The organism is Alteromonas sp. McT4-15 (assembly GCF_020515205.1).
Lineage (GTDB): Bacteria > Pseudomonadota > Gammaproteobacteria > Enterobacterales > Alteromonadaceae > Alteromonas.
The window spans coordinates 18,091-35,973 of record NZ_JAJALG010000005.1; the positions used below are offsets into that span (position 1 = coordinate 18,091).

General features: G+C 44.5%; 15 protein-coding genes. 2 read left to right on the forward strand and 13 right to left on the reverse strand.

Annotated features, from left to right (window positions below):
* Positions 1 to 2: 2 nt before the first annotated feature.
* The 3 genes from LHL20_RS05720 to LHL20_RS05730 form a co-directional block, all read right to left on the reverse strand.
* Positions 3 to 710, reverse strand: coding sequence for a phage tail protein (locus tag LHL20_RS05720; RefSeq protein ID WP_226432595.1), 708 nt, complete (start codon positions 708 to 710; stop codon positions 3 to 5).
* Between the two features lie 11 nt (positions 711 to 721).
* Positions 722 to 1,540: a hypothetical protein gene (locus LHL20_RS05725; RefSeq protein ID WP_226432596.1), complete on the reverse strand. Its 819-nt coding sequence runs from the start codon at positions 1,538 to 1,540 to the stop codon at positions 722 to 724.
* Positions 1,541 to 1,704: 164 nt separating this feature from the next.
* Positions 1,705 to 1,893, reverse strand: a complete 189-nt coding sequence (locus LHL20_RS05730; protein ID WP_202261860.1) for an oxidoreductase-like domain-containing protein — start codon at positions 1,891 to 1,893, stop codon at positions 1,705 to 1,707.
* 158 nt (positions 1,894 to 2,051) lie between these two features.
* Between LHL20_RS05730 and LHL20_RS05735 the strand changes: the two genes are divergently transcribed.
* Positions 2,052 to 2,828, forward strand: a complete 777-nt coding sequence (locus LHL20_RS05735; RefSeq protein WP_226432597.1) for a hypothetical protein — start codon at positions 2,052 to 2,054, stop codon at positions 2,826 to 2,828.
* On the opposite strand, the gene LHL20_RS05740 is transcribed toward LHL20_RS05735, so the two are convergent.
* The 5 genes from LHL20_RS05740 to LHL20_RS05760 all read right to left on the reverse strand — a co-directional run bounded on the left by LHL20_RS05740 (position 2,809) and on the right by LHL20_RS05760 (position 9,227).
* Entirely contained in the window at positions 2,809 to 4,122 is a 1,314-nt protein-coding gene (locus tag LHL20_RS05740; RefSeq protein WP_226432598.1) for a sensor histidine kinase, read from the reverse strand. The genes LHL20_RS05735 and LHL20_RS05740 overlap by 20 nt on opposite strands.
* A 16-nt stretch (positions 4,123 to 4,138) precedes the next feature.
* On the reverse strand, positions 4,139 to 4,843 hold the full coding sequence (locus tag LHL20_RS05745) for a response regulator transcription factor (RefSeq protein ID WP_226432599.1): 705 nt from the start codon (positions 4,841 to 4,843) through the stop codon (positions 4,139 to 4,141).
* Between the two features lie 11 nt (positions 4,844 to 4,854).
* Positions 4,855 to 5,988, reverse strand: a complete 1,134-nt coding sequence (locus LHL20_RS05750; RefSeq protein ID WP_226432600.1) for a type 1 glutamine amidotransferase domain-containing protein — start codon at positions 5,986 to 5,988, stop codon at positions 4,855 to 4,857.
* A gap of 67 nt (positions 5,989 to 6,055) precedes the next feature.
* Positions 6,056 to 8,536: an ABC transporter permease gene (locus LHL20_RS05755; protein ID WP_226432601.1), complete on the reverse strand. Its 2,481-nt coding sequence runs from the start codon at positions 8,534 to 8,536 to the stop codon at positions 6,056 to 6,058.
* Positions 8,529 to 9,227, reverse strand: a complete 699-nt coding sequence (locus tag LHL20_RS05760; RefSeq protein ID WP_226432602.1) for an ABC transporter ATP-binding protein — start codon at positions 9,225 to 9,227, stop codon at positions 8,529 to 8,531. The genes LHL20_RS05755 and LHL20_RS05760 overlap by 8 nt, the downstream gene beginning before the upstream one ends.
* Positions 9,228 to 9,371: 144 nt before the next feature.
* Here LHL20_RS05760 and LHL20_RS05765 point away from each other — a divergent pair, with 144 nt between their 5' ends.
* Complete coding sequence (locus tag LHL20_RS05765) at positions 9,372 to 10,610, forward strand: aspartyl protease family protein (protein ID WP_226432603.1); 1,239 nt, start codon at positions 9,372 to 9,374, stop codon at positions 10,608 to 10,610.
* 80 nt (positions 10,611 to 10,690) lie between these two features.
* On the opposite strand, the gene LHL20_RS05770 is transcribed toward LHL20_RS05765, so the two are convergent.
* The 5 genes from LHL20_RS05770 to LHL20_RS05790 form a co-directional block, all read right to left on the reverse strand.
* Positions 10,691 to 12,460, reverse strand: a complete 1,770-nt coding sequence (locus LHL20_RS05770; RefSeq protein ID WP_202261852.1) for a flotillin family protein — start codon at positions 12,458 to 12,460, stop codon at positions 10,691 to 10,693.
* 19 nt (positions 12,461 to 12,479) lie between these two features.
* Positions 12,480 to 13,094: an OB-fold-containig protein gene (locus tag LHL20_RS05775; protein WP_202261851.1), complete on the reverse strand. Its 615-nt coding sequence runs from the start codon at positions 13,092 to 13,094 to the stop codon at positions 12,480 to 12,482.
* 235 nt (positions 13,095 to 13,329) lie between these two features.
* Positions 13,330 to 14,067 carry a hypothetical protein gene (locus LHL20_RS05780; protein WP_226432604.1) on the reverse strand — a complete coding sequence of 246 codons (738 nt, stop codon included), beginning with the start codon at positions 14,065 to 14,067 and terminating at the stop codon, positions 13,330 to 13,332.
* A 91-nt stretch (positions 14,068 to 14,158) separates the two neighbouring features.
* Entirely contained in the window at positions 14,159 to 16,078 is a 1,920-nt protein-coding gene (locus LHL20_RS05785) for an alkaline phosphatase (protein ID WP_226432605.1), read from the reverse strand.
* A 13-nt stretch (positions 16,079 to 16,091) separates the two neighbouring features.
* Positions 16,092 to 17,675: an alkaline phosphatase gene (locus LHL20_RS05790; protein WP_226432606.1), complete on the reverse strand. Its 1,584-nt coding sequence runs from the start codon at positions 17,673 to 17,675 to the stop codon at positions 16,092 to 16,094.
* Between the last annotated feature and the right edge of the window lie 208 nt (positions 17,676 to 17,883).

Sequence of the window (17,883 nt, forward strand, 5' to 3'; positions counted from 1 at the left end):
CGTTAGCTTCGAGAAGGGAAGACTCCCTGTGTAGCCACTAGCCAATTCATACCTAAATAGGGGCTGCGTATATTAAATGGAACCGACCCGCCCGCTGGCAACACCGTGGTAGTCGCACTGCTGCTTACTGATACTTGCACATCTAACACGATAGCATCGGCACTCATATCGACGTTAGGTGTTCCTGAATTATATATATTTTCTCTTCTCGGGCTGTTCGCGAGTACACTCCCTGTTGGTACGTTGGTATCTGCATTTGCCGCCAGCGCTCGCAATGTGGCGGAACTGGCTGACGAGTCAACATTGTTCACAATTGTTGTAGACGCTGCGTGATTATGAGAAGGCATTTCTAAAACGCTGAGAGTATGAGTAGGAGACCCACCACGCTGTCCTAGTCTAATAGTATCCAGTCCAGGACCTGTTCCTTGTCCTATGGGAGATCGGCCGCGTAGGTCAGGGAGCGCAAATGTTGTTCTTCCATCGCCACCATAGGTGGTGCCGAACAACGAAAACAGAGCGGTGTTTTGACTTATTGGGAGTAATTGCCCTTGGGCAGAAGCATAACCTCTAATTGTAAAATTACCACCGAATAGGCAAAGCGTTCCCAAGTATACATCGGTTGAGCATGCGCTAGCGGTAGTGGGAAGTAACATTGAGCTTAACGCTAAACTTGAGATAGCAACTAATTGACATTTATTTGGCTGTTTCATTTCTTATTCCTTTATCTATTTTGTCTTACAGCGAAGTACATCATTACTAAAATCAAGACGGTTAATGTTGGGGGGGCCGGCACTTTGTTTACCGGGGGAGTAAGATTCTCGCTACCGACAACTCGAATAAAGGCAGATGTATCAGCAGAAAATGAGCCGCTTCCATCAATATCTATCCCTTCGAGTTTGATCTCTGTGGTGAATGAGTTACTGCTGTTTGCTGCAAGAATAAAGTTGAATAAGAAAGTACCAGAGTCGCTTAGCGTCGCGCCTTGCGATGGGAGTCCGGTTCCATTTTTTTCGTCACCAAAAAACGTGTCAGATGTCAAATCAGAAAAGAACAACTCATTATTGAGTTCATCCTCAAGTATTATCTCAGCATCAGCATAAGCGTCAGCACCGCTTGCAGAGGTCGTATTAGTAAAAACAAGCTCAAAGAATATTTGAAAGCTATCTGTTAACGACGTATTTGTCATAGAAAACAGAAAATCAAAAAAGAAACCTTCAGCGCTGCCGCCTGCGCTTCCTGATATAGAAGCGTCTGCGCCTACACCATCATTAGTGTTGAGCATAAGCCCACCTAACGGATTCGCGCCGGTAACCGTCAAGCCACTTACTGTAGTAGTGCTGGAACTGCCACCCAAAACGCTCTCTAGTGTTGCAGTTTGTGATGCATTACCTGATGCGGAGACTGAGTCAACGCCAAAAGAGACGTTTCCAGTTACTTCCAAATCGCTAGGGATCAGCGCTGCAGAAGCGTGGAATGATACAAAAGTTATTAATAGGATTGCGAATGAAACTGTGCAGACGTACTTCGTTTGGTCCTTCATGATGTACTCTTGTTGTTTATTTTGGTTGGTTAATTTTTAAGCATCTACTGCGCCATGTTGAATAAACGCCTAGAAAACAAGAGTATAAAAATTTGTAATATTAATGTTTAAAGAATGTGTAAATTTTGTTGACGTTTTTTGGCAATCGTTGTGCTCTAAACTTACTACTTGCCAGTTTTGTTTTCTCGTTTCTCTTCTATTGCTTTTTTGGCTTCTCGCCACTTTGCCAGTTTTTCATAATATACATCCCAAATGCACGGACAACATGAACCGCCTCCACAGCAGTCGTCTCGCAATGGTTTCTCTGGCTCTGGAGGGAGTGCTTGGCCTTCTTGGGTTGTGGTATTAGTCATGTCATCAATGTCAGTCTATTACTTCAAGCAAATACTAACCAGTGAGGGGGCACTATTCAAATAGTTCACGTGTATGGCGTTTATAGTGCTATTTCACGGGTGTTTCACATACGCGCAGCTATTGTGCCTTCTATCGTTAATCAATACGGTCTACACCCATGAGAATACCTTTTTTTCATTCGCCATTTTATGCCCGTGTAATAGGATTGGCGCTACTTGCTTCCTGTAACGCACTGGCTGTCGACGAGGTGACCAAAAGCGAGTTTTCACCTTTGCCTGATAATTACAAAAAGGCTATAGCAGAGGCTATTACCAACTTTGAAAATACACCGATTAACCAATGGGCATATCGCGTGACGCGCTACGAAAATGAGGAAGGCAAAGTAACGAGCAGCGTAGAAGCGTACTCGCCAAATGAGATGGGCTCTGCTCAATGGACGTTACTACAAAAAAATGAACAATTGCCAAGCCAGAAAGCGTTAAAGGCATTTGAAAAACAAAAACAAAAAACAAATATTGCATTGAAACTCAGTGAGCTCATTAAATTAGATAGTCTTTTAATATCGTCTGCTGGTGAAAGTGAGGTATTGGCAAATTTTGATGTGAATTTTGAAAAGCTTGGTGAAGATGCGTCGAAGTATCTAAATGGGCAGCTCATTTATAACGTCACCAATGAGTTTATCAAGAAGATAACTATTACCAATACGGAAAGCTTCTCACCAGTTTTTGCTGCGACCATTAACACACTGAAGGTTGATATGACATTTTTTAAAAATGGCGAAGCGATACTGCCTGAAAGCATCACTATGACCATGCAAGGGCGTTTTGCTGTGTTTAGCGAAATTAACGAGGTGTCTTCTGATACGTATTCTCACTTTCGCTATGTCGGCAGTACGTCAGATTCACACAAAGGTATTAATGAAAGCGCAAAGTGATTTCTGTGCCAGCAGTGTCAGAAGGGCTACTAACGGTCAGCGCAAGGCCTTGATGTTCACAAAGTCGTTTTACAATCGATAAACCAAAGCCAAGCCCTGTACTTTGTTCGCCCTTCACGCCCCGTCGGGTAACCAAATGAGCGATATCTTGTTGAATTCCCGGGCCAGTATCTTTGATATAAAGAGTACCGTTTTTTACCGTAAACAGAACACTACCTTTAAGCGTGTATTTGAACGCGTTACTCACAATGTTATCAAGAATAACCTTTAGCACATTGGGCTCTGCAGTTACGTCAGCGTTACAACTGTCATTAATTTCTACTTCGACAGGTTTATGTTCAAGTAGAAAGCGGTTATCTAATATCGATTGCTCTAAAAGTGGCATTAGTTGCACAGAAGTGCTGCTAGATGGTGTGTGCTCCTCACGCGCTAACATCAGAAGAGTTTCGACAGTTCTTTCCATTTGCTCAGCGGCATTGGCAATGCGCTCGAGCACCTGCTCATCGTGATGAGTTTTATTGCTGCTTTGCTTCAATTGAGCCACTTCTACAGCGTTTTTAATAACCGCGAGGGGCGTTCTTAACTCGTGACTCACATCTCGAGTAAAACTTTGTTCGCGCTCCATCGCCATTGCAATGCGTTTTAGCGTTCTATCAAAAGCGCGAGCCAATATGCCAACCTCGTTGTTGGGGTAGTGGTTTACATCGGTATAGGAAGAACGCTGTTCAGCAAACTGTGTTGATAGTGTGGTGATATCTACGCCATCTACTGCGCTTGCCAGTTCATTGAGTGGACGGGTGGTGCGACGCCCGATTAGCCAAGCGATCAAACAGGCAATCACGGTTACTGTCGCAGCGCTTATCACTAGAAACTGAATGACGCCACCACGTATTGGGCGTACAAGTAATTGTTTGCTTACTTCGGCAACAAGATATGTACCGGGGTGATCATTAAAGCGATACAAATGATAGTGACGTCCATTTTGACCAAAGAATTCTTTCCTTTGAGGCTCTTCAATTGCAAGGGCTCTAATGTCGTCAGGGAGGTCGCTTTCAGAAAACACCAGTTGCATGTCAGGTGTTCTTGGCGAAGGCCACTGACCCGTGGTGCTAAATTGCGCTTTTAAATAGTCAGCTTCTTGTGCCACGCCTCGTTCAATGAAGCTGTCCTCTATCGTATACATCAAAGACAGCGTAATAAGACCGTAAATAGATGAAATGATGAGCGTGAACAAGCAAAAGCGCCAAATAATACGACGGCTTAAGCTGTGAAATTTATGTTTAGCGAGTTTCATAAGTACTGATCACCCATTACACTGCGTTGTTGTCATCAACGGACAAAGCAAAGCCTGCACCAAATACGGTTTTGATTAAGGGCGAGGAAAAGGGTTTATCGACCACATTGCGCAACTGGTAGATGTGAGAACGCAACGCATCAGATTCGGTAGGTTCATCACCCCACAGTTGCTGTGTTAACTGGGAACGACTTACCACTTGTGGATGGGCTTCGGCTAAAATTTGTAAGATCCTAAATCCCATTGAACTTAATGATAGAGACTGCCCATCGCGACTCGCAGTTTTGCTTTTACGGTCAATGGTTAGCGGCCCAAGTTCAATTTTATCGGTAGTTTGAAGTAAGTGGCGTTTTGATAATGCAATACAACGTACTTCAAGCTCTTGTAACGAGAATGGCTTAGTAAGGTAGTCGTCTGTCCCAACGTGAAACCCTGACACTTTGTCATCAATACTGTCACGAGCGGTAAGCATTAGAATTGGAACATGGCGTTCAGACTTTTTACGAATTGCTTGGCAAACATTCAGTCCGTCCATGCTAGGCAGGTTTAAATCAAGGATGACAACGTCATAGTAGGCATTGAGTGCTAAATCGAGCCCTTGGTCGCCACGTACCGCAAAATCAAGTACATGCCCTTTGTACTCCATGTATTGTGCAATGTTTTTTGCAATACTGACTTCGTCTTCTATTAACAGTATGTGCAAGCCTTTAGACATTGTCATCTGATATTTCCTTATTGCGAAATTGTCGCTAACAATTGCTGCGCAGGCTCAAAATCTGGATGTTGCTTAAGCGTTTGCGCCAACGTTTGCCTACTTGCCATAGTATCACCCAGTTGATATTGAGTTTTAGCAATTTGCACATCTAACGCAGGATTATTAATTGCCTCATGTGCGAGTAACATTAGGGCCAGGGCTTTGCGTTGCTTGTGCTCGGTAGGGGCAAGCTGAAGATAGTAATAGCCGTACATTCCCACAAGGGCCATATGGTGCGTTTCCGGTGACGAGGTAATGTGTTGTAGCGCAGCGTCGTCACCATCAAGGTAAGCGGCGATTTGTGCAAGGGTGCGGTCATCCTTATACACGGTAGTTGGCTTCACTTTAATATTAAGCGCCTCAAGCATGGCATTCGCCACGCCTATGGTAGATGAAGGGTTTTGTCCAGTCACCAGGTTGCCATCTACGGCAACATGTTCAAGCATAATATCCGAGGACTGAAATTTTGCGCCATTGGCAATGAGTTTATCTTCAAGCATGAAATCGAATTGCGGTGCCCACTTTTTACCAAATAGTTGTTCTTCATCATTAGTAAAGCCGTTTACGGTTTTGCCTGCAATAAGGTATTCACCGTTAGACAGCTTTACGTTTACCAGCGCAGCTGGCCCGTGACAAACTGCCGCTACCACACCTTGTTTTTCGTAGATGCTTGCAATGAGGTTTTGCAGTGGCTCATTGTAGGGAAGGTCGAACATAGCACCTTTGCCACCCACGACAAAAATACCTGAGTATTGCGCTGCGCTATGGTCACTGAGGTCACGAAGGGCTAGCGTGTTATTGAGCTTGCGCATAATTGCGTCATCAGCCAATACTTCACGATTATACGCTTTGTTCGGGTCGTATTGGTCGGCCTCAACAGCGCCACCATTTGGGCTGGCTATATCCACCATTACGCCGTTAGCTCTGAATACCAAAAAAGCCTTGGCAAATTCATCAAACTCAAATCCAGGCTTCTCTTTGCCCTGAGCTTGTCCATAGCCGCTGACAACCATCAATATACGAGTCTGCGCATCACGACTCGATGCTAAAGCCGACGATACTACGCTACTCAAAAACACAATCGAAAAAATTCGAGTTAATATACGTTGCATAAAGTGTCTCCTTTAAAATTACATGGTCACTTTATGCAACTCAACGTGAAACGAATGTGAAATGGTACTAATCGGTAAGTAACTCTCGAATTGTGCTTGAAAGACTACGCTTACTAGCAAGGTAGCCTATAAGTACAACGGTTAAAACGATTATACAAAGCGCTGTAGCTAGCCAGCCAAAATCGGGTTGATAAGTCATGGAAAACTGCGACTGATAAATGAGGACTCCCGCCAACCACGTACCGAACATAGCGCCGAAAGCTGCAATGGAGCCAGTTATTACCCACTCTATAAGATTAAGCGTAAGGCATAACCTTCGCGGTAAGCCAAAGCTCATGATCACACTATTTTTCTTGCGTTCTCTTTGTTCATAGGTAAGCACTGAAGACACAATAACGATACAGGCCAAACATACAATAATAAGCGCAAAACCGCTTATGATTTGTGTCACAAGGGCAAGGGTGTCATCAAAACGCTGGGTCATTTCTCGAATCGAAATCATACGTAGTGAAGGGTGTTGTTTGTACAATATGCCGAGCGAAGCTAAGTTAGCTTCGCTCACTTCAAGGCTCGCCATAACGTAGTAAGGAGCCACAATGTGTGACATAGCTGACGCAGGCATTTGCACCCAAAACGTCATAGAGCCGGCCCCTGGGATGTAGGCATGACTTGCGGCGATGGTAAATTCAACTGCCCGTCCTGCAATAGCAAATGTGAGTACGTCACCGATGTTAAGTCCCAGATCTGTTAATACCTCCTGCTCAACAGAGACTTGTTGCCATTGCTGTGCGTCATCGCTCCACCACTGGCCGCTGATAACCTTATTGTTTGCAGGTAGGTTGTCTGTCCAATGTAGCCGTATTGCTTGTTTGAAGGTGGCTAAGCTCTCGCTTGGTCTGGTTGCAAAATCGTCTAGGCGCTGTTGGTTAATGCGAGTTAGTGTGGCGTATACAAAAGGCTTTCGTTGACGTAGTTGCGCGTCATGCTCGTTTGCCCATTGCATTACAGAATCCATCTGTTTTTCGTTCGCTTGCGAAATCACTAAGTTGCCATCGAACTGGCGGTTATATGAGTGCATCGTATTGCCAAGGTCACGCAGCAACATCAACGTAAACAACAGCAAAAATGCGCACAATCCCACACCCATAATTTGTGTAGATTTGCTAACCAATCGTTTTCTCATCATGAATGTCGTGAAGGGAATAAGACCTGAATATCGTTTTGTAATTGTTTCGCCTAGTGCGAGGCTTAACCAGCTAACAATTGCGATAAGGAAAATACAGCTCGCCATAGAACCCAATACCATAGTGGTTAACAGACCGTTGTCAGAGTATGAAAACGTAACAAAGGTAATGGCAACGAGAGTACACAGAACACTTAAAAAACTGCGCTTTTTAGTGGGAAGATTAAAAACAAGTTGTCTAACAGAGGCGTGTTTTAACGATAGCCAAACGGGTAGCTGAAACAACGCTACAAGTAACGCACAGCCGATAAAGGAAAAAACGGTTGTTGCAATATTAGGTTTCCAATGTAAAGACGCCAACGAATCAGAGAGCCAACTTACCAGCGCCCAATGACTCAACGTAGCGACAATTAACACTACTGGAAACAATAGAAGTAGGTGAAGTACCCACTTAACCAAAGATATATAAAAGCCTTGTGTTCGCGAAGCGCCTACGCTCATGCACACGGCGGCGAAGAATTGCTCTTTTTTTATTTGAAGGCGAGATATTTGAAAGATAGCGATAGACGCCATAAACAGCAATAGCACCGAGGCTAAGCCTATGAAATTCTCGGTGCGTTGCCAAAAAAGGGCTAATGGATGCTCGCCATTACGATGGCGTAACTGAGTACTTAGCAAGGTGCTATTTTGATATGCAACAATACGTTTAAGCTGCGCATCGTTGGCATTCATTTGATAGCGATACTCAATATTGTCATCACTGAACCCAAGTTTATTAAAGTCGTCTTTGTGAAGTAGCGCACGCATATCCACATTGTGACCCTCTAAAAGTCTGTCGGGTTCATGCTGCACTATATGTGAAACGACTAAGGATAACCGGCTGATGGATAAGCGTTCTCCAACGTCAACGCCTAGGCTTGAAGCTAGACGAGAGTCAATCCATAGGGTTCCAGGCGTTGGAGGTGAAAGCGGAGGGTAGGGGGCCTGATCCAAAGCGTCAGATACTTGTAATTGCCCCTTAAGTGGATAGCTATTACCTACTGCTTTAAGCGTTACTGACTGCCAGCGCTCTTTATAGGTTAACGTTGTCTTTATGCTTTGGGTGAAAATGAACGCATTGCTCTGTGCTTTCAACTGTTCAATGTGTGAATCTGGCAGTGCACCAAACGTTGAGATGACTGCATCTGCACCAAGTAAGTTAGCCATGTTGAGTGACAAATGGTTTTGCACTGATTCACTGGCTAAGGTTAGGGTGATAATAAACACCATCATTATTGCTTGGGTCATCTGTAGCAAACGGTAATGCGATGATGCGATATCGTCTAAAAATAGGCTCCATGCTAGAGGAAAAGTGAGTTTACGCACAATGCTCTCCTTGTATTAAAGGGTTTTTCCATGAGCATTTGCCTTCATTAAACTGCAGTTGATGCATAGCCTTATCGGCTAACTGCTCACTGTGCGTTACCAATATCAAGCTTGCGCCATTGTCTTTACAACACGCAAAGAGTAGGTCTGCGATTTCCTTTGCACTTTGTGAGTCTAAGTTTCCTGTAGGCTCGTCAGCAAAAATAAATTTAGGCGAGAACGCTAACGCTCGCGCTATTGCAACACGTTGTTGCTCGCCACCACTCAGTTGAGAAGGCTTGTGAGTCGATCTGTGTGCTAGTCCTACTTTTTCCAGCCATTGTTTAGCAATGTCGGTTGCCGCTTTATTGCCTCTAAGTTTAAGCGGAAGGGCCACGTTAGTAAGCGCATCAAGTTCAGGAAGTAGGTGAAATTGTTGAAAAATAAAGCCAATTTCTGAACGCAGTTCATTTATGGAGTGGGTCTTGGTTTCACTGCAGCCTACCACGCTTCCCGTAGTAGGTGTCTCAAGTCCTGAAGCCAGCATTAACAAACTTGACTTTCCTGAACCTGATGGGCCGGTGATGGCATACGACTCGCCCTGTCGGATGCAAAGATTTACATTTTCAAACAGAACAATGTTTCGCGATTCGGCGCGAAACGCTTGTGAAACGTCTCGCAGTTCAATCCATGAGTTGTTGTGCTTTGACATAATATCTACCCCAATCAATTTTGACGTTAGGGTAAATGGGTAATCGTGAAATGGATGTGAAAGCACACATACCGGCATTTCACATTTGCTTCACAGCTAAATTGCTAGCGTTAGGGCACGGTAACGAAATAAATGGTTATTATCATGTTCAATAAAACTAAACGCTCTATAGTGTGTATCGCACTGCTATGTTCCAGTCTCTCTGGCTGCCATGTTTTTAACTCACTTCGAATGATGCAGATTAACGACGATGTTGAACCTGTTTACACTGCACAGTCAAAAATTACGTTAGATGCAGAATATGCGGGGGAAAAACCCTACGTCTATGCAACAGTTAATGGAGAGAAGCTATTATTCTTGTTAGATACGGGCGCACGCTTTCTTATCTTAATGGACACCCCAAAAGTTCAGCAACTCAATTTGCCTCGCGGATTTGACCTAGCGCTTACTGGATGGGGCGAAGAAGGCAATAGTCAAGCCTATCAAACGGATATTGAGCGCATCGATTTAGGTGGGGTGTATTTCGATAATATGAAAGCGGCTATGATCCCCGTATCCCAGACACATTATTATCTGCGAGAGGATGAAGCCATTTACGATGGCGTGATAGGTCACGATATGATGCGTCACTTCACGTGGGAATTTGATGCAAACGCAAATACTATTGTGTTGTCACAAGACGCTTACCAGGCCAGTGAAAAGGCGACTCGATTAGACATGAACAGCTTTTTAAATAAGATTTCTGTAGATGGCGAGCTCGCATTTAATGACACTGTGAGGGTAAACGAGCCCTTCATCATAGATACTGGCAGCCGTCACTATGTAAAACTTAGTACCGCCTATGTTGAGTCTAATGACATCAGCATTACTTCAACACGCGTGCGAGCCGCTGATTTTGGCTTAAGTGGTAAGGTAGAACACGATAGAGTAACGTTACCGCAACTAGCGCTTGGCGATATCACGATAGATAACGTTAAGGTGAACCTTATTCCAAGCGATGATGAAGACGACTGGTGGGTATTAGGTAATGCGCTAATGAACCAATTTAAAACAGTTATTGATTACAACAACAACGCGTTTTACTTAGAGCCACAAAAGCCATTTGTTACCGACTACAATTTACTGGGGTTAGAGTTACGAAAAATACGCAGTGGCGATTTTGTAGTGCGCTACGTGTTCCCAAATTTACCTGCTAGTGAAACTGATTTACTGGTGGGGGACATCGTAACCCATATTGATGAGAAAGCGGCTGCTTCAATTTCGCTTAGTGACTACAACGACCTTGCGTCGATGTCTGGTGCGCATCAGGTGTGTATTGCGCGCGATAGCGCTTGCTTTACTATTCAAGCTACATCTATTGCTGGTTACTCGACTGAGCATTAGTTCAATGTATACCCGCGCCTTAACCAAATAAGAAAGCCCCTACAAAAGGGGCTTTCTTGGTTTCGTACTATGCGTTTTAGTTACTCGGCAGGAGCCTCATCTTTTGATGAATTGCCGTTTAAGTGCATAGGTTCTGTGCTTACTGGCTTAGGAGCAACATTGGTGGTGCGAGTAATAATGTCACTCTTGCCGGTAACCAAGTCTTCCAATGTACCGTTTTCTGCATCAACCAAACCTACTTCGCGAAGCATGGAGTCAACTAAAGGCGCATTTGCGCGGTAGTTGAGGGCCGCTTGCGTAACTTGGTCAGCAAGTCCCGTTCCAGCACTTGCAACGCTGTGCTCACCGTTAGCTGAGCCGCCAGTGCCATAGCCTTGCAGAATCTTGATACCTTCAATGTTTTCGATAGGTTTAACAGCTTGGGCCACAAGTTCAGGCAATACTTTAAGCATTGCCAATGCTTTTTGTAGCTCAATTTGCTCATTCTTAAGCGTATTTTCGGCTTCGTATAGCGCCTGTTTACCTTGTGCTTCAACGGCTAATACTTTTTCATCAGCTTCTGCTTGTAGCATTTTTGCATCAGCAGATGCTTTCGCTTCGGTCAAAATAGCCGCTGCAGAGTTTTCCGCCGCTTCTTTTTTCGCCTGTGCTTCAACCGTAATACCTACCGCTTCACGCTCAGCTTCTTTGCGGGCATCAATAACTTCAATTTGTTTTCTACGCTCTGCTTCTGCCACCGAGCGTGCTGTTTTAACCGCTTCTTCCTTTTCTACTTTTTGCTTTTCGGCATCAGCTGCTTTGGCGCGTGCAGCAGACTCTTCTTCTGACTTAACGGCAACGGCAATTTGTTTCACCTGTTCAGATACTTCAACTTCTTGCTGTTGGCGTATACGTGCTTGTTCTAGGGCCTGACGCTTCGCAATTTCTTGAGTTTCAATTTCACGAGACTTCTCAATTTCAGCCGCTTCGATAGCGCGGTTTTTCGCAATTTCAGCTTCGCGCTCTTCACGCTCTTTCATTTCGCGCTGTTTCGCAATTTCTGCTTTCTGCTCTTGGCGCTTAAATGCCAACACTTGTTCTTGCGTTAGGCGAGCTTCTTCTTCATCACGTTTCACTTCAAGCGACTGCTTTTCTGCAGCAAGATTACGTTGTTCAATAAGAATACGGTTTTCTTGTTGAATATCGTTGGTTTCTTTGCGCTTTTCTTCAATGATTTTAGCAAGACGCGCACGACCCTCTGCGTCGAATGCGTTGTTTTCATTGAAAAATTGTAGGTCTGTTTGGTCAAATCCAGTCAAGCTTACTGATTCAAGCTCCAAGCCGTTCTTTTCCAAATCGTTAGCGACACTTTGTTGTACTTTTTGCACAAAATCAGCACGCTGTTCGTGCATTTCTGTCATGCTCATTTCTGCTGCTACTGCACGTAGAACATCAACGAACTTCGACTCCATCAGTTTTTTAACTTCTTCTGCACGTGTAGTCCGTGTACCTAACGTTTGGGCGGCCATCGAAATACCATTGGTATTAGGCGCTACGCGTAGGTAAAAGTCCGCTTTTACATCAACGCGCATTCTGTCTTTGGTAATAAGCGCATCTTTTTGAATTTTCTCAACTTCAATACGCAAGGTATTCATGTTAACCGGAATAATTTCATGCACTACTGGCAGTACAAGTGCACCGCCATCTTTAATGACTTTCTCGCCGCCTAAACCCGTTCTTACAAAGGCAGTTTCTTTTGTTGCGCGTTTGTACAATTTGGCAAAAATAAGCCCAATAACAATAAGGCCTATTACAATGGCACCGGCAATAAAGAGTATTGACGGCAAGCTAGATGTTTGAAGAGTATCCATACTTTTATCTCTTTTTAGGTTATTGGTAGCGCGTTGCTAACCAGCTTCGTTCATTTTTTTGAACAAGAATGACACGCTCGCCTTGCGCAAAAAGCTCTTTTTCTTCAAAAGGCTCAACAAGCACAAAATGAGGCTGTGAATAGTTATCTGTAAATTTTGCTTCTGCGGGGTTTCCTCGTGAAGCACGGCCAATAGTGATCTCGGCAACCGCGCCAACAAATTCGTCACTGCTAATTGCGCTCGATTCGATAGAAGGGAGGATGTGAGCAATAACTAACACGGTTTTTGATGTCACTAACAAGCTCAACACCAAAGATACTGGAACAGAAATAAACCCCGGTAACGCGGAGGATATGAGTAGTGACGTTACGCCATTTAAAATGAAGCCTACAAGGCTGAACAAGGTTAACAGTACAATTAACCACACCAGAAAAGGAACGCGATTTATGTTCAGCCAACTTGCGAATTCAGAGCCCAGTACACTGTCGCTATCCATTTCGCCTAAATCGTCGCCCATACCTAATAAGCTTATGCCAAAGAGCATACTGACAAGCTCGAGAAACAGGACGATAAGCACTGCACACAGCGCAATACTGAACCAAAAGTTAGCGGGGGAAAGAAGGATATCTGTCATTTACACCGTCCATGATGAGCAACATTGAAGCTCTTTTATACCACAGACAGATAATATAGCCAGTGATAAACTTTAGAACTTTAGCATAGTATCTGCGCACATATTACCAACTGATTAGCCTTTAAAAAATAAAAAGCAGCAAGATTCAATGCTGCTTAATATTTTGGTTTGTACCGGCAGGTTTTTGCATGCAAACACTACATTTACCAAGTGTGATTTAACCGCTCACAATAAATCAATGAGTATGTGCTTCGCCGATAGCATGGCCATCCGTGTCGTAGTAGCCACTAGCTCCCGCTTCAATAAAGCCTTGGTTTACCATATTTGTTAAAAATGGATCGGTGTGATCATCGCCAATGTCGGCATAGTCAGTTGACTGATATGCGTCTCTTTTGGCAAAAAACGCAGCGACATCGATGTTGTAATCCACTGTTTCTAATGACCACGTTCGCGTGCTGCGCTGTGAGGCTACAGAAAAGTGCTTAATCAATTTTTGATGAGGTAACCATGATAGCAAATACACCGTTTGTCCTTGTTCAAGGGTGTAGTGTTGTACTGTGTCACAGCCTTTTTCGTCTGTTTTGGTTAGCGTCATTTTTTCTAAAAGGGTATCGCTAATAAGCTGGTAGCGATATGAAAAGTCATTTTCTCGCACACCGTGAATGGTTTCACCGCTTTGATATTCGATGGCACGCTCGTGTGCATCAAAGAAGCGGGTTGGTTTTATTAATTTGTTGCGCACCAGTGTCCAAGACTCTGTAATTTTTGTCGCGGGGTACTCGTGTGCTACCTTGTTGTCATTACGCCACAGCTTCATGCTTGTTGTGCGAATGGGTTTATTCACTTGCTCAACGTTAATGTTGTAAGTCGCCATGAGATTTTTCATGTCGTTTTCACAAGACAATGATGTTGCGTTAGCAAATGATAGTGTTTGAATGGTTAAAAGCGCCAATGAAACGATAAGTGCTTTCATAGATTACTCCAAGGGAAAGGGGCAATCGTTATTGCCCCTTGGTCTTACTGTTGTGCGGCCTACTTACCGCTAAAACACGTAATGAATGTGTTTATTCCATTGCTTCTTCAGCTTTTGATACAAAGTCGCCGGCAAAATCCATAACATGGAAAATAACACTTTGCTCGTTCGTACCATTCACTAGGAATGCGCCAGGGCCTTTCGCATAAATACCAACGTCTTCACCCGAGTGGGTTTCAGAACCTAGTGGTATAAGTGCTTCTTGGTGATAACCAGGTGTAGTGGTATCGACATCGGTGATGTCTTTACGACCAGTATCAGGGCCATCAAGATACGAGGCATCAGAGTTGGTAACATCACCTAGGTTTCTAAAGCCCAAGCCATTGGTATAACCCAACGTTGTATAAGGAGTGCCGTCTGCCGCCGTCGCTGCGTCATTTGCACCTACGTTAACGACTTTACCTAGAATTGGGTTACCGCGCTTAGGGTAGCCTGCGATAGTAAATACGTGACCGTGGTCAGCAGTAACAATAATCAGCGTATCTTCATCATTAGTGAGTGCGTCTGCCGCAGCAATTGCTTCAGCAAAAGCAATGGTATCGTGCAGCGCACCGTAGGCGTTACCGGCATGGTGTGCGTGATCAATACGTCCAGACTCAACCATCAAGAAGAAGCCTTCATCGTTGTTATCAAGGATGTTTATAGCAGCACTTGTCATCTCTGCAATTGAAGGTTCACCTGCAATGTCGTTCTTACGGTCTGCAGCGTATTGCATGTGAGATTCGTTAAACAAAGCGAATACCCGTTCTGTGGTTTCTGTATCAATACCATCAAAACCACTTTGGTCGTAAACATAAACACCATTGGTGTACATTGCTTGCCACTCTGCCGTAAGGTCACGTCCATCAGTACGATCACCTTCAACAGTGCTTGCTGCATCAGGGCTATTAAATGCGGCATCTTTGGGTAAGAAGTGACGACGTCCACCACCCATAACAACTTCGATTCCATCTACATCAAGGCCTTCAAAGTTTGCTTCTAGATTCGCTTCAAAATTAACAAGCTGGTCTGCGATATCGGTGCAACCCGCAGTAACCGCAGCTTCCGGCATATCTGAAATGTCTTCCCAGTTACGATCTGCCGATTTCGCATAGGTTGCCGCAGGCGTTGCATGAGTGATACGTGCAGTTGAAATGATCCCAGTTGATTTGCCCGCGATTTCAGCCAATTCAAGTGCAGTAACTAGCTCGTTCCCTGTAACCGTGCTGCAATCGCCACGTTCAATATCTTCATCTACACCGATAACACCTACATCGGTTTTGATACCACTCATCATCGCGGTCATCGTGCCGGCAGAGTCAGGTGTTTGCGCATCAACATTGTAGGTTTTTGATAGTCCAGAGAATGGGAAGCGGTCAAAACTAAGTTGGTTTTCTTCACCCGCCAGACCCTTCATCTGACCATCTAAAATGCGTGCGGCAGTAACTGTTGAAACACCCATGCCGTCACCCACGAAAAGAATAACGTTTTTCGCTGTACCGCGAAGGTTTTCAACCATTGCGTTTAGTTCTTGTTGTGAACTTACCGTTGCTACCTCAACGTTTGACGAAGCCGATGCGCTACCTGAGGTTGCATTCATCCAAACTTGCTTATTGTTTTCAACTTCTGTTTGCGCCGCCACGAACCAATCGTTGTTCAAGCTGGTCAGTAGTTCACTGCTACTCACGCTGCTTACGCCCGGTACACATACATAGCTTGTTGCAGTGATTTCCGCTTCTGCCAATGTACCATCGCTATCTGAATCAACACCAGAATCAATGCGAAGGCCGCTGTTAGGGCAGTTGGCATCGCCAACAGCAAGTTCAGTTTGTACAGTTAGACTGGTTAAGCCGTTTGTACCGTCAACACCGTTTTGGCCATCTACGCCATCTTTACCGTCATCGCCTTCAAGAAAGCAACCAGAAAGACCCGCTACCGCAACTGCTATTACACTTAATTTAAATACATTCATTGTTCTTCTCCACTTACTCGTTCACAAGGCCAAGCGCTTGATTAATTAAGTGGAAAACAACATTTTGCTCTACCACGCCTTGCGCAAGTTGGCTGCCAGGTCCTGTAGCATGTAACGCTATATCTTCACCCGAGTGGGTTTCTGAACTTAGCGGAATAAGTGCTTCTTGGTGATATCCTGGTGCGGTTGTATCAACATTTGTTAAATCTACGCGTCCCGCTGAGTTGTCTAAACCATAGGTAACGTCTGAATTCGTTTCGTCGCCAAGATCACGAAAGCCCAAACCATTGGTGTAACCTAGTGTTGTATAAGGTGTGCCATCAGATGCAGTAGCAGGTTCTTCTGAGCCCACATTGACCACTTTGCCTAAAATGGGGTTACCACGTTTTGGATAGCCAGCGATAGTGAATACGTGACCGTGGTCGGCGGTAACAAGAATTAAGGTTTCTGATGGATCTGTGTTTTCTACCGCAGCCATTACTGCTTGTTCAAACGCTAGGGTATCGGTAAGTGCACCGGCAGCATTACCAGCGTGGTGCGCATGGTCAATACGGCCAGATTCAACCATAAGGAAAAAACCGTTTTCGTTGTTATCAAGAATGTTGATAGCGGCTTCGGTCATTTCGGCTACTGACGGTTCACCAGCAATGTCATTAGCGCGGTCAGCTTCGTATTGCATGTGAGATTCGTTAAACAAACCAAAAACACGCTCTGTGGTTTCAGTGTCAATTGCATCGAAACCGGCTTGGTCGTAGATATACACGCCGTTTTCGTACATGTCTTGCCATTCAGCTGTGAGGTCGCGAGAGTCGGTACGATCGCCTTCTACATCGCTTTGTGCATCTGGACTGTTAAATGCTTCGTCTTTAGGAAGGAAGTGACGACGGCCTCCACCCATTACGACTTCTATGCCATCTACATCTACGCCCGTGTAACGCTGTTCAAGGTAGCTTTCAAAGTTCACTAGCTGGTCAGCAATATCTTTACAGCCGCCAGTTACCGCTTCTTCAGGCATGTCTGAAACATCTTCCCAGTTACGATCGGCTGATTTTGCGTAAGTTGCAGCAGGTGTTGCGTGAGTTATACGTGCTGTAGAAACAACTCCCGTTGACAAGCCTTTAATCTCAGCAAGCTCTAGAGCTGTAATAACTTCGTTACCCGCAACGGTTGCGCAATTCCCGCGCTCAATGTCTTCATCAACACCAATTACGCCTACGTCAGTCTTAAGACCCGACATCATCGCAGTCATTGTGCCCGCTGAGTCTGGTGTTTGCGCATCTACGTTATAGGTTTTTACCAGAGCAGTGTGAGGGAAAGTTTCGAAGCTCAAGTAACCTTCTTCACCAGGGTTACCCGCAAGCTGACCTTTGTGAATTCGCGCTGAAGTAAGGGTTGAGATACCCATACCATCACCGACAAAAAGAATAACGTTTTTTGCTTTAAATTTATTATTGGTTGCTAATTTCTGCGTAATTTTTGTTTGCGCGTCTGTGAACCAAGCGCTATTGGTTTGATGCTCGGGTAACACTGAGGCTTGCAGCCCAGCTGATACCGCAAAAGCAACTGCGGTGCATGCCACTTTCCAGTTACGATTCATGATTGTTTCCTACACGTTTTTATTAAAATCGGATATGGGTATGTCTAGACGTAGGTTTCTAGCTAAGTGCATTCGTTATCCGTGAAGCCTCAACTACAAAACGACAGAGAGCGTAGGAAGATGTGGTGACACTTCTTTGACAGATATATTGCAAAACTGTCACAAATGTCACATAAGTGTAAAACTATAACGTGTTTTTATTGATTGC

What these genes read in the sequence shown, in the direction of transcription:
- LHL20_RS05745 (WP_226432599.1), bottom strand. Translation starts at nt 4,843, where the DNA reads ATGACAATGTCTAAAGGCTTGCACATACTGTTAATAGAAGACGAAGTC.
- LHL20_RS05760 (WP_226432602.1), bottom strand. Translation starts at nt 9,227, where the DNA reads ATGTCAAAGCACAACAACTCATGGATTGAACTGCGAGACGTTTCACAA.
- LHL20_RS05770 (WP_202261852.1), bottom strand. Translation starts at nt 12,460, where the DNA reads ATGGATACTCTTCAAACATCTAGCTTGCCGTCAATACTCTTTATTGCC.
- LHL20_RS05775 (WP_202261851.1), bottom strand. Translation starts at nt 13,094, where the DNA reads ATGACAGATATCCTTCTTTCCCCCGCTAACTTTTGGTTCAGTATTGCG.
- LHL20_RS05780 (WP_226432604.1), bottom strand. Translation starts at nt 14,067, where the DNA reads ATGAAAGCACTTATCGTTTCATTGGCGCTTTTAACCATTCAAACACTA.
- LHL20_RS05785 (WP_226432605.1), bottom strand. Translation starts at nt 16,078, where the DNA reads ATGAATGTATTTAAATTAAGTGTAATAGCAGTTGCGGTAGCGGGTCTT.
- LHL20_RS05750 (WP_226432600.1), bottom strand. Translation starts at nt 5,988, where the DNA reads ATGCAACGTATATTAACTCGAATTTTTTCGATTGTGTTTTTGAGTAGC.
- LHL20_RS05725 (WP_226432596.1), bottom strand. Translation starts at nt 1,540, where the DNA reads ATGAAGGACCAAACGAAGTACGTCTGCACAGTTTCATTCGCAATCCTA.
- LHL20_RS05730 (WP_202261860.1), bottom strand. Translation starts at nt 1,893, where the DNA reads ATGACTAATACCACAACCCAAGAAGGCCAAGCACTCCCTCCAGAGCCA.
- LHL20_RS05720 (WP_226432595.1), bottom strand. Translation starts at nt 710, where the DNA reads ATGAAACAGCCAAATAAATGTCAATTAGTTGCTATCTCAAGTTTAGCG.
- LHL20_RS05790 (WP_226432606.1), bottom strand. Translation starts at nt 17,675, where the DNA reads ATGAATCGTAACTGGAAAGTGGCATGCACCGCAGTTGCTTTTGCGGTA.
- LHL20_RS05735 (WP_226432597.1), top strand. Translation starts at nt 2,052, where the DNA reads ATGAGAATACCTTTTTTTCATTCGCCATTTTATGCCCGTGTAATAGGA.
- LHL20_RS05765 (WP_226432603.1), top strand. Translation starts at nt 9,372, where the DNA reads ATGTTCAATAAAACTAAACGCTCTATAGTGTGTATCGCACTGCTATGT.
- LHL20_RS05740 (WP_226432598.1), bottom strand. Translation starts at nt 4,122, where the DNA reads ATGAAACTCGCTAAACATAAATTTCACAGCTTAAGCCGTCGTATTATT.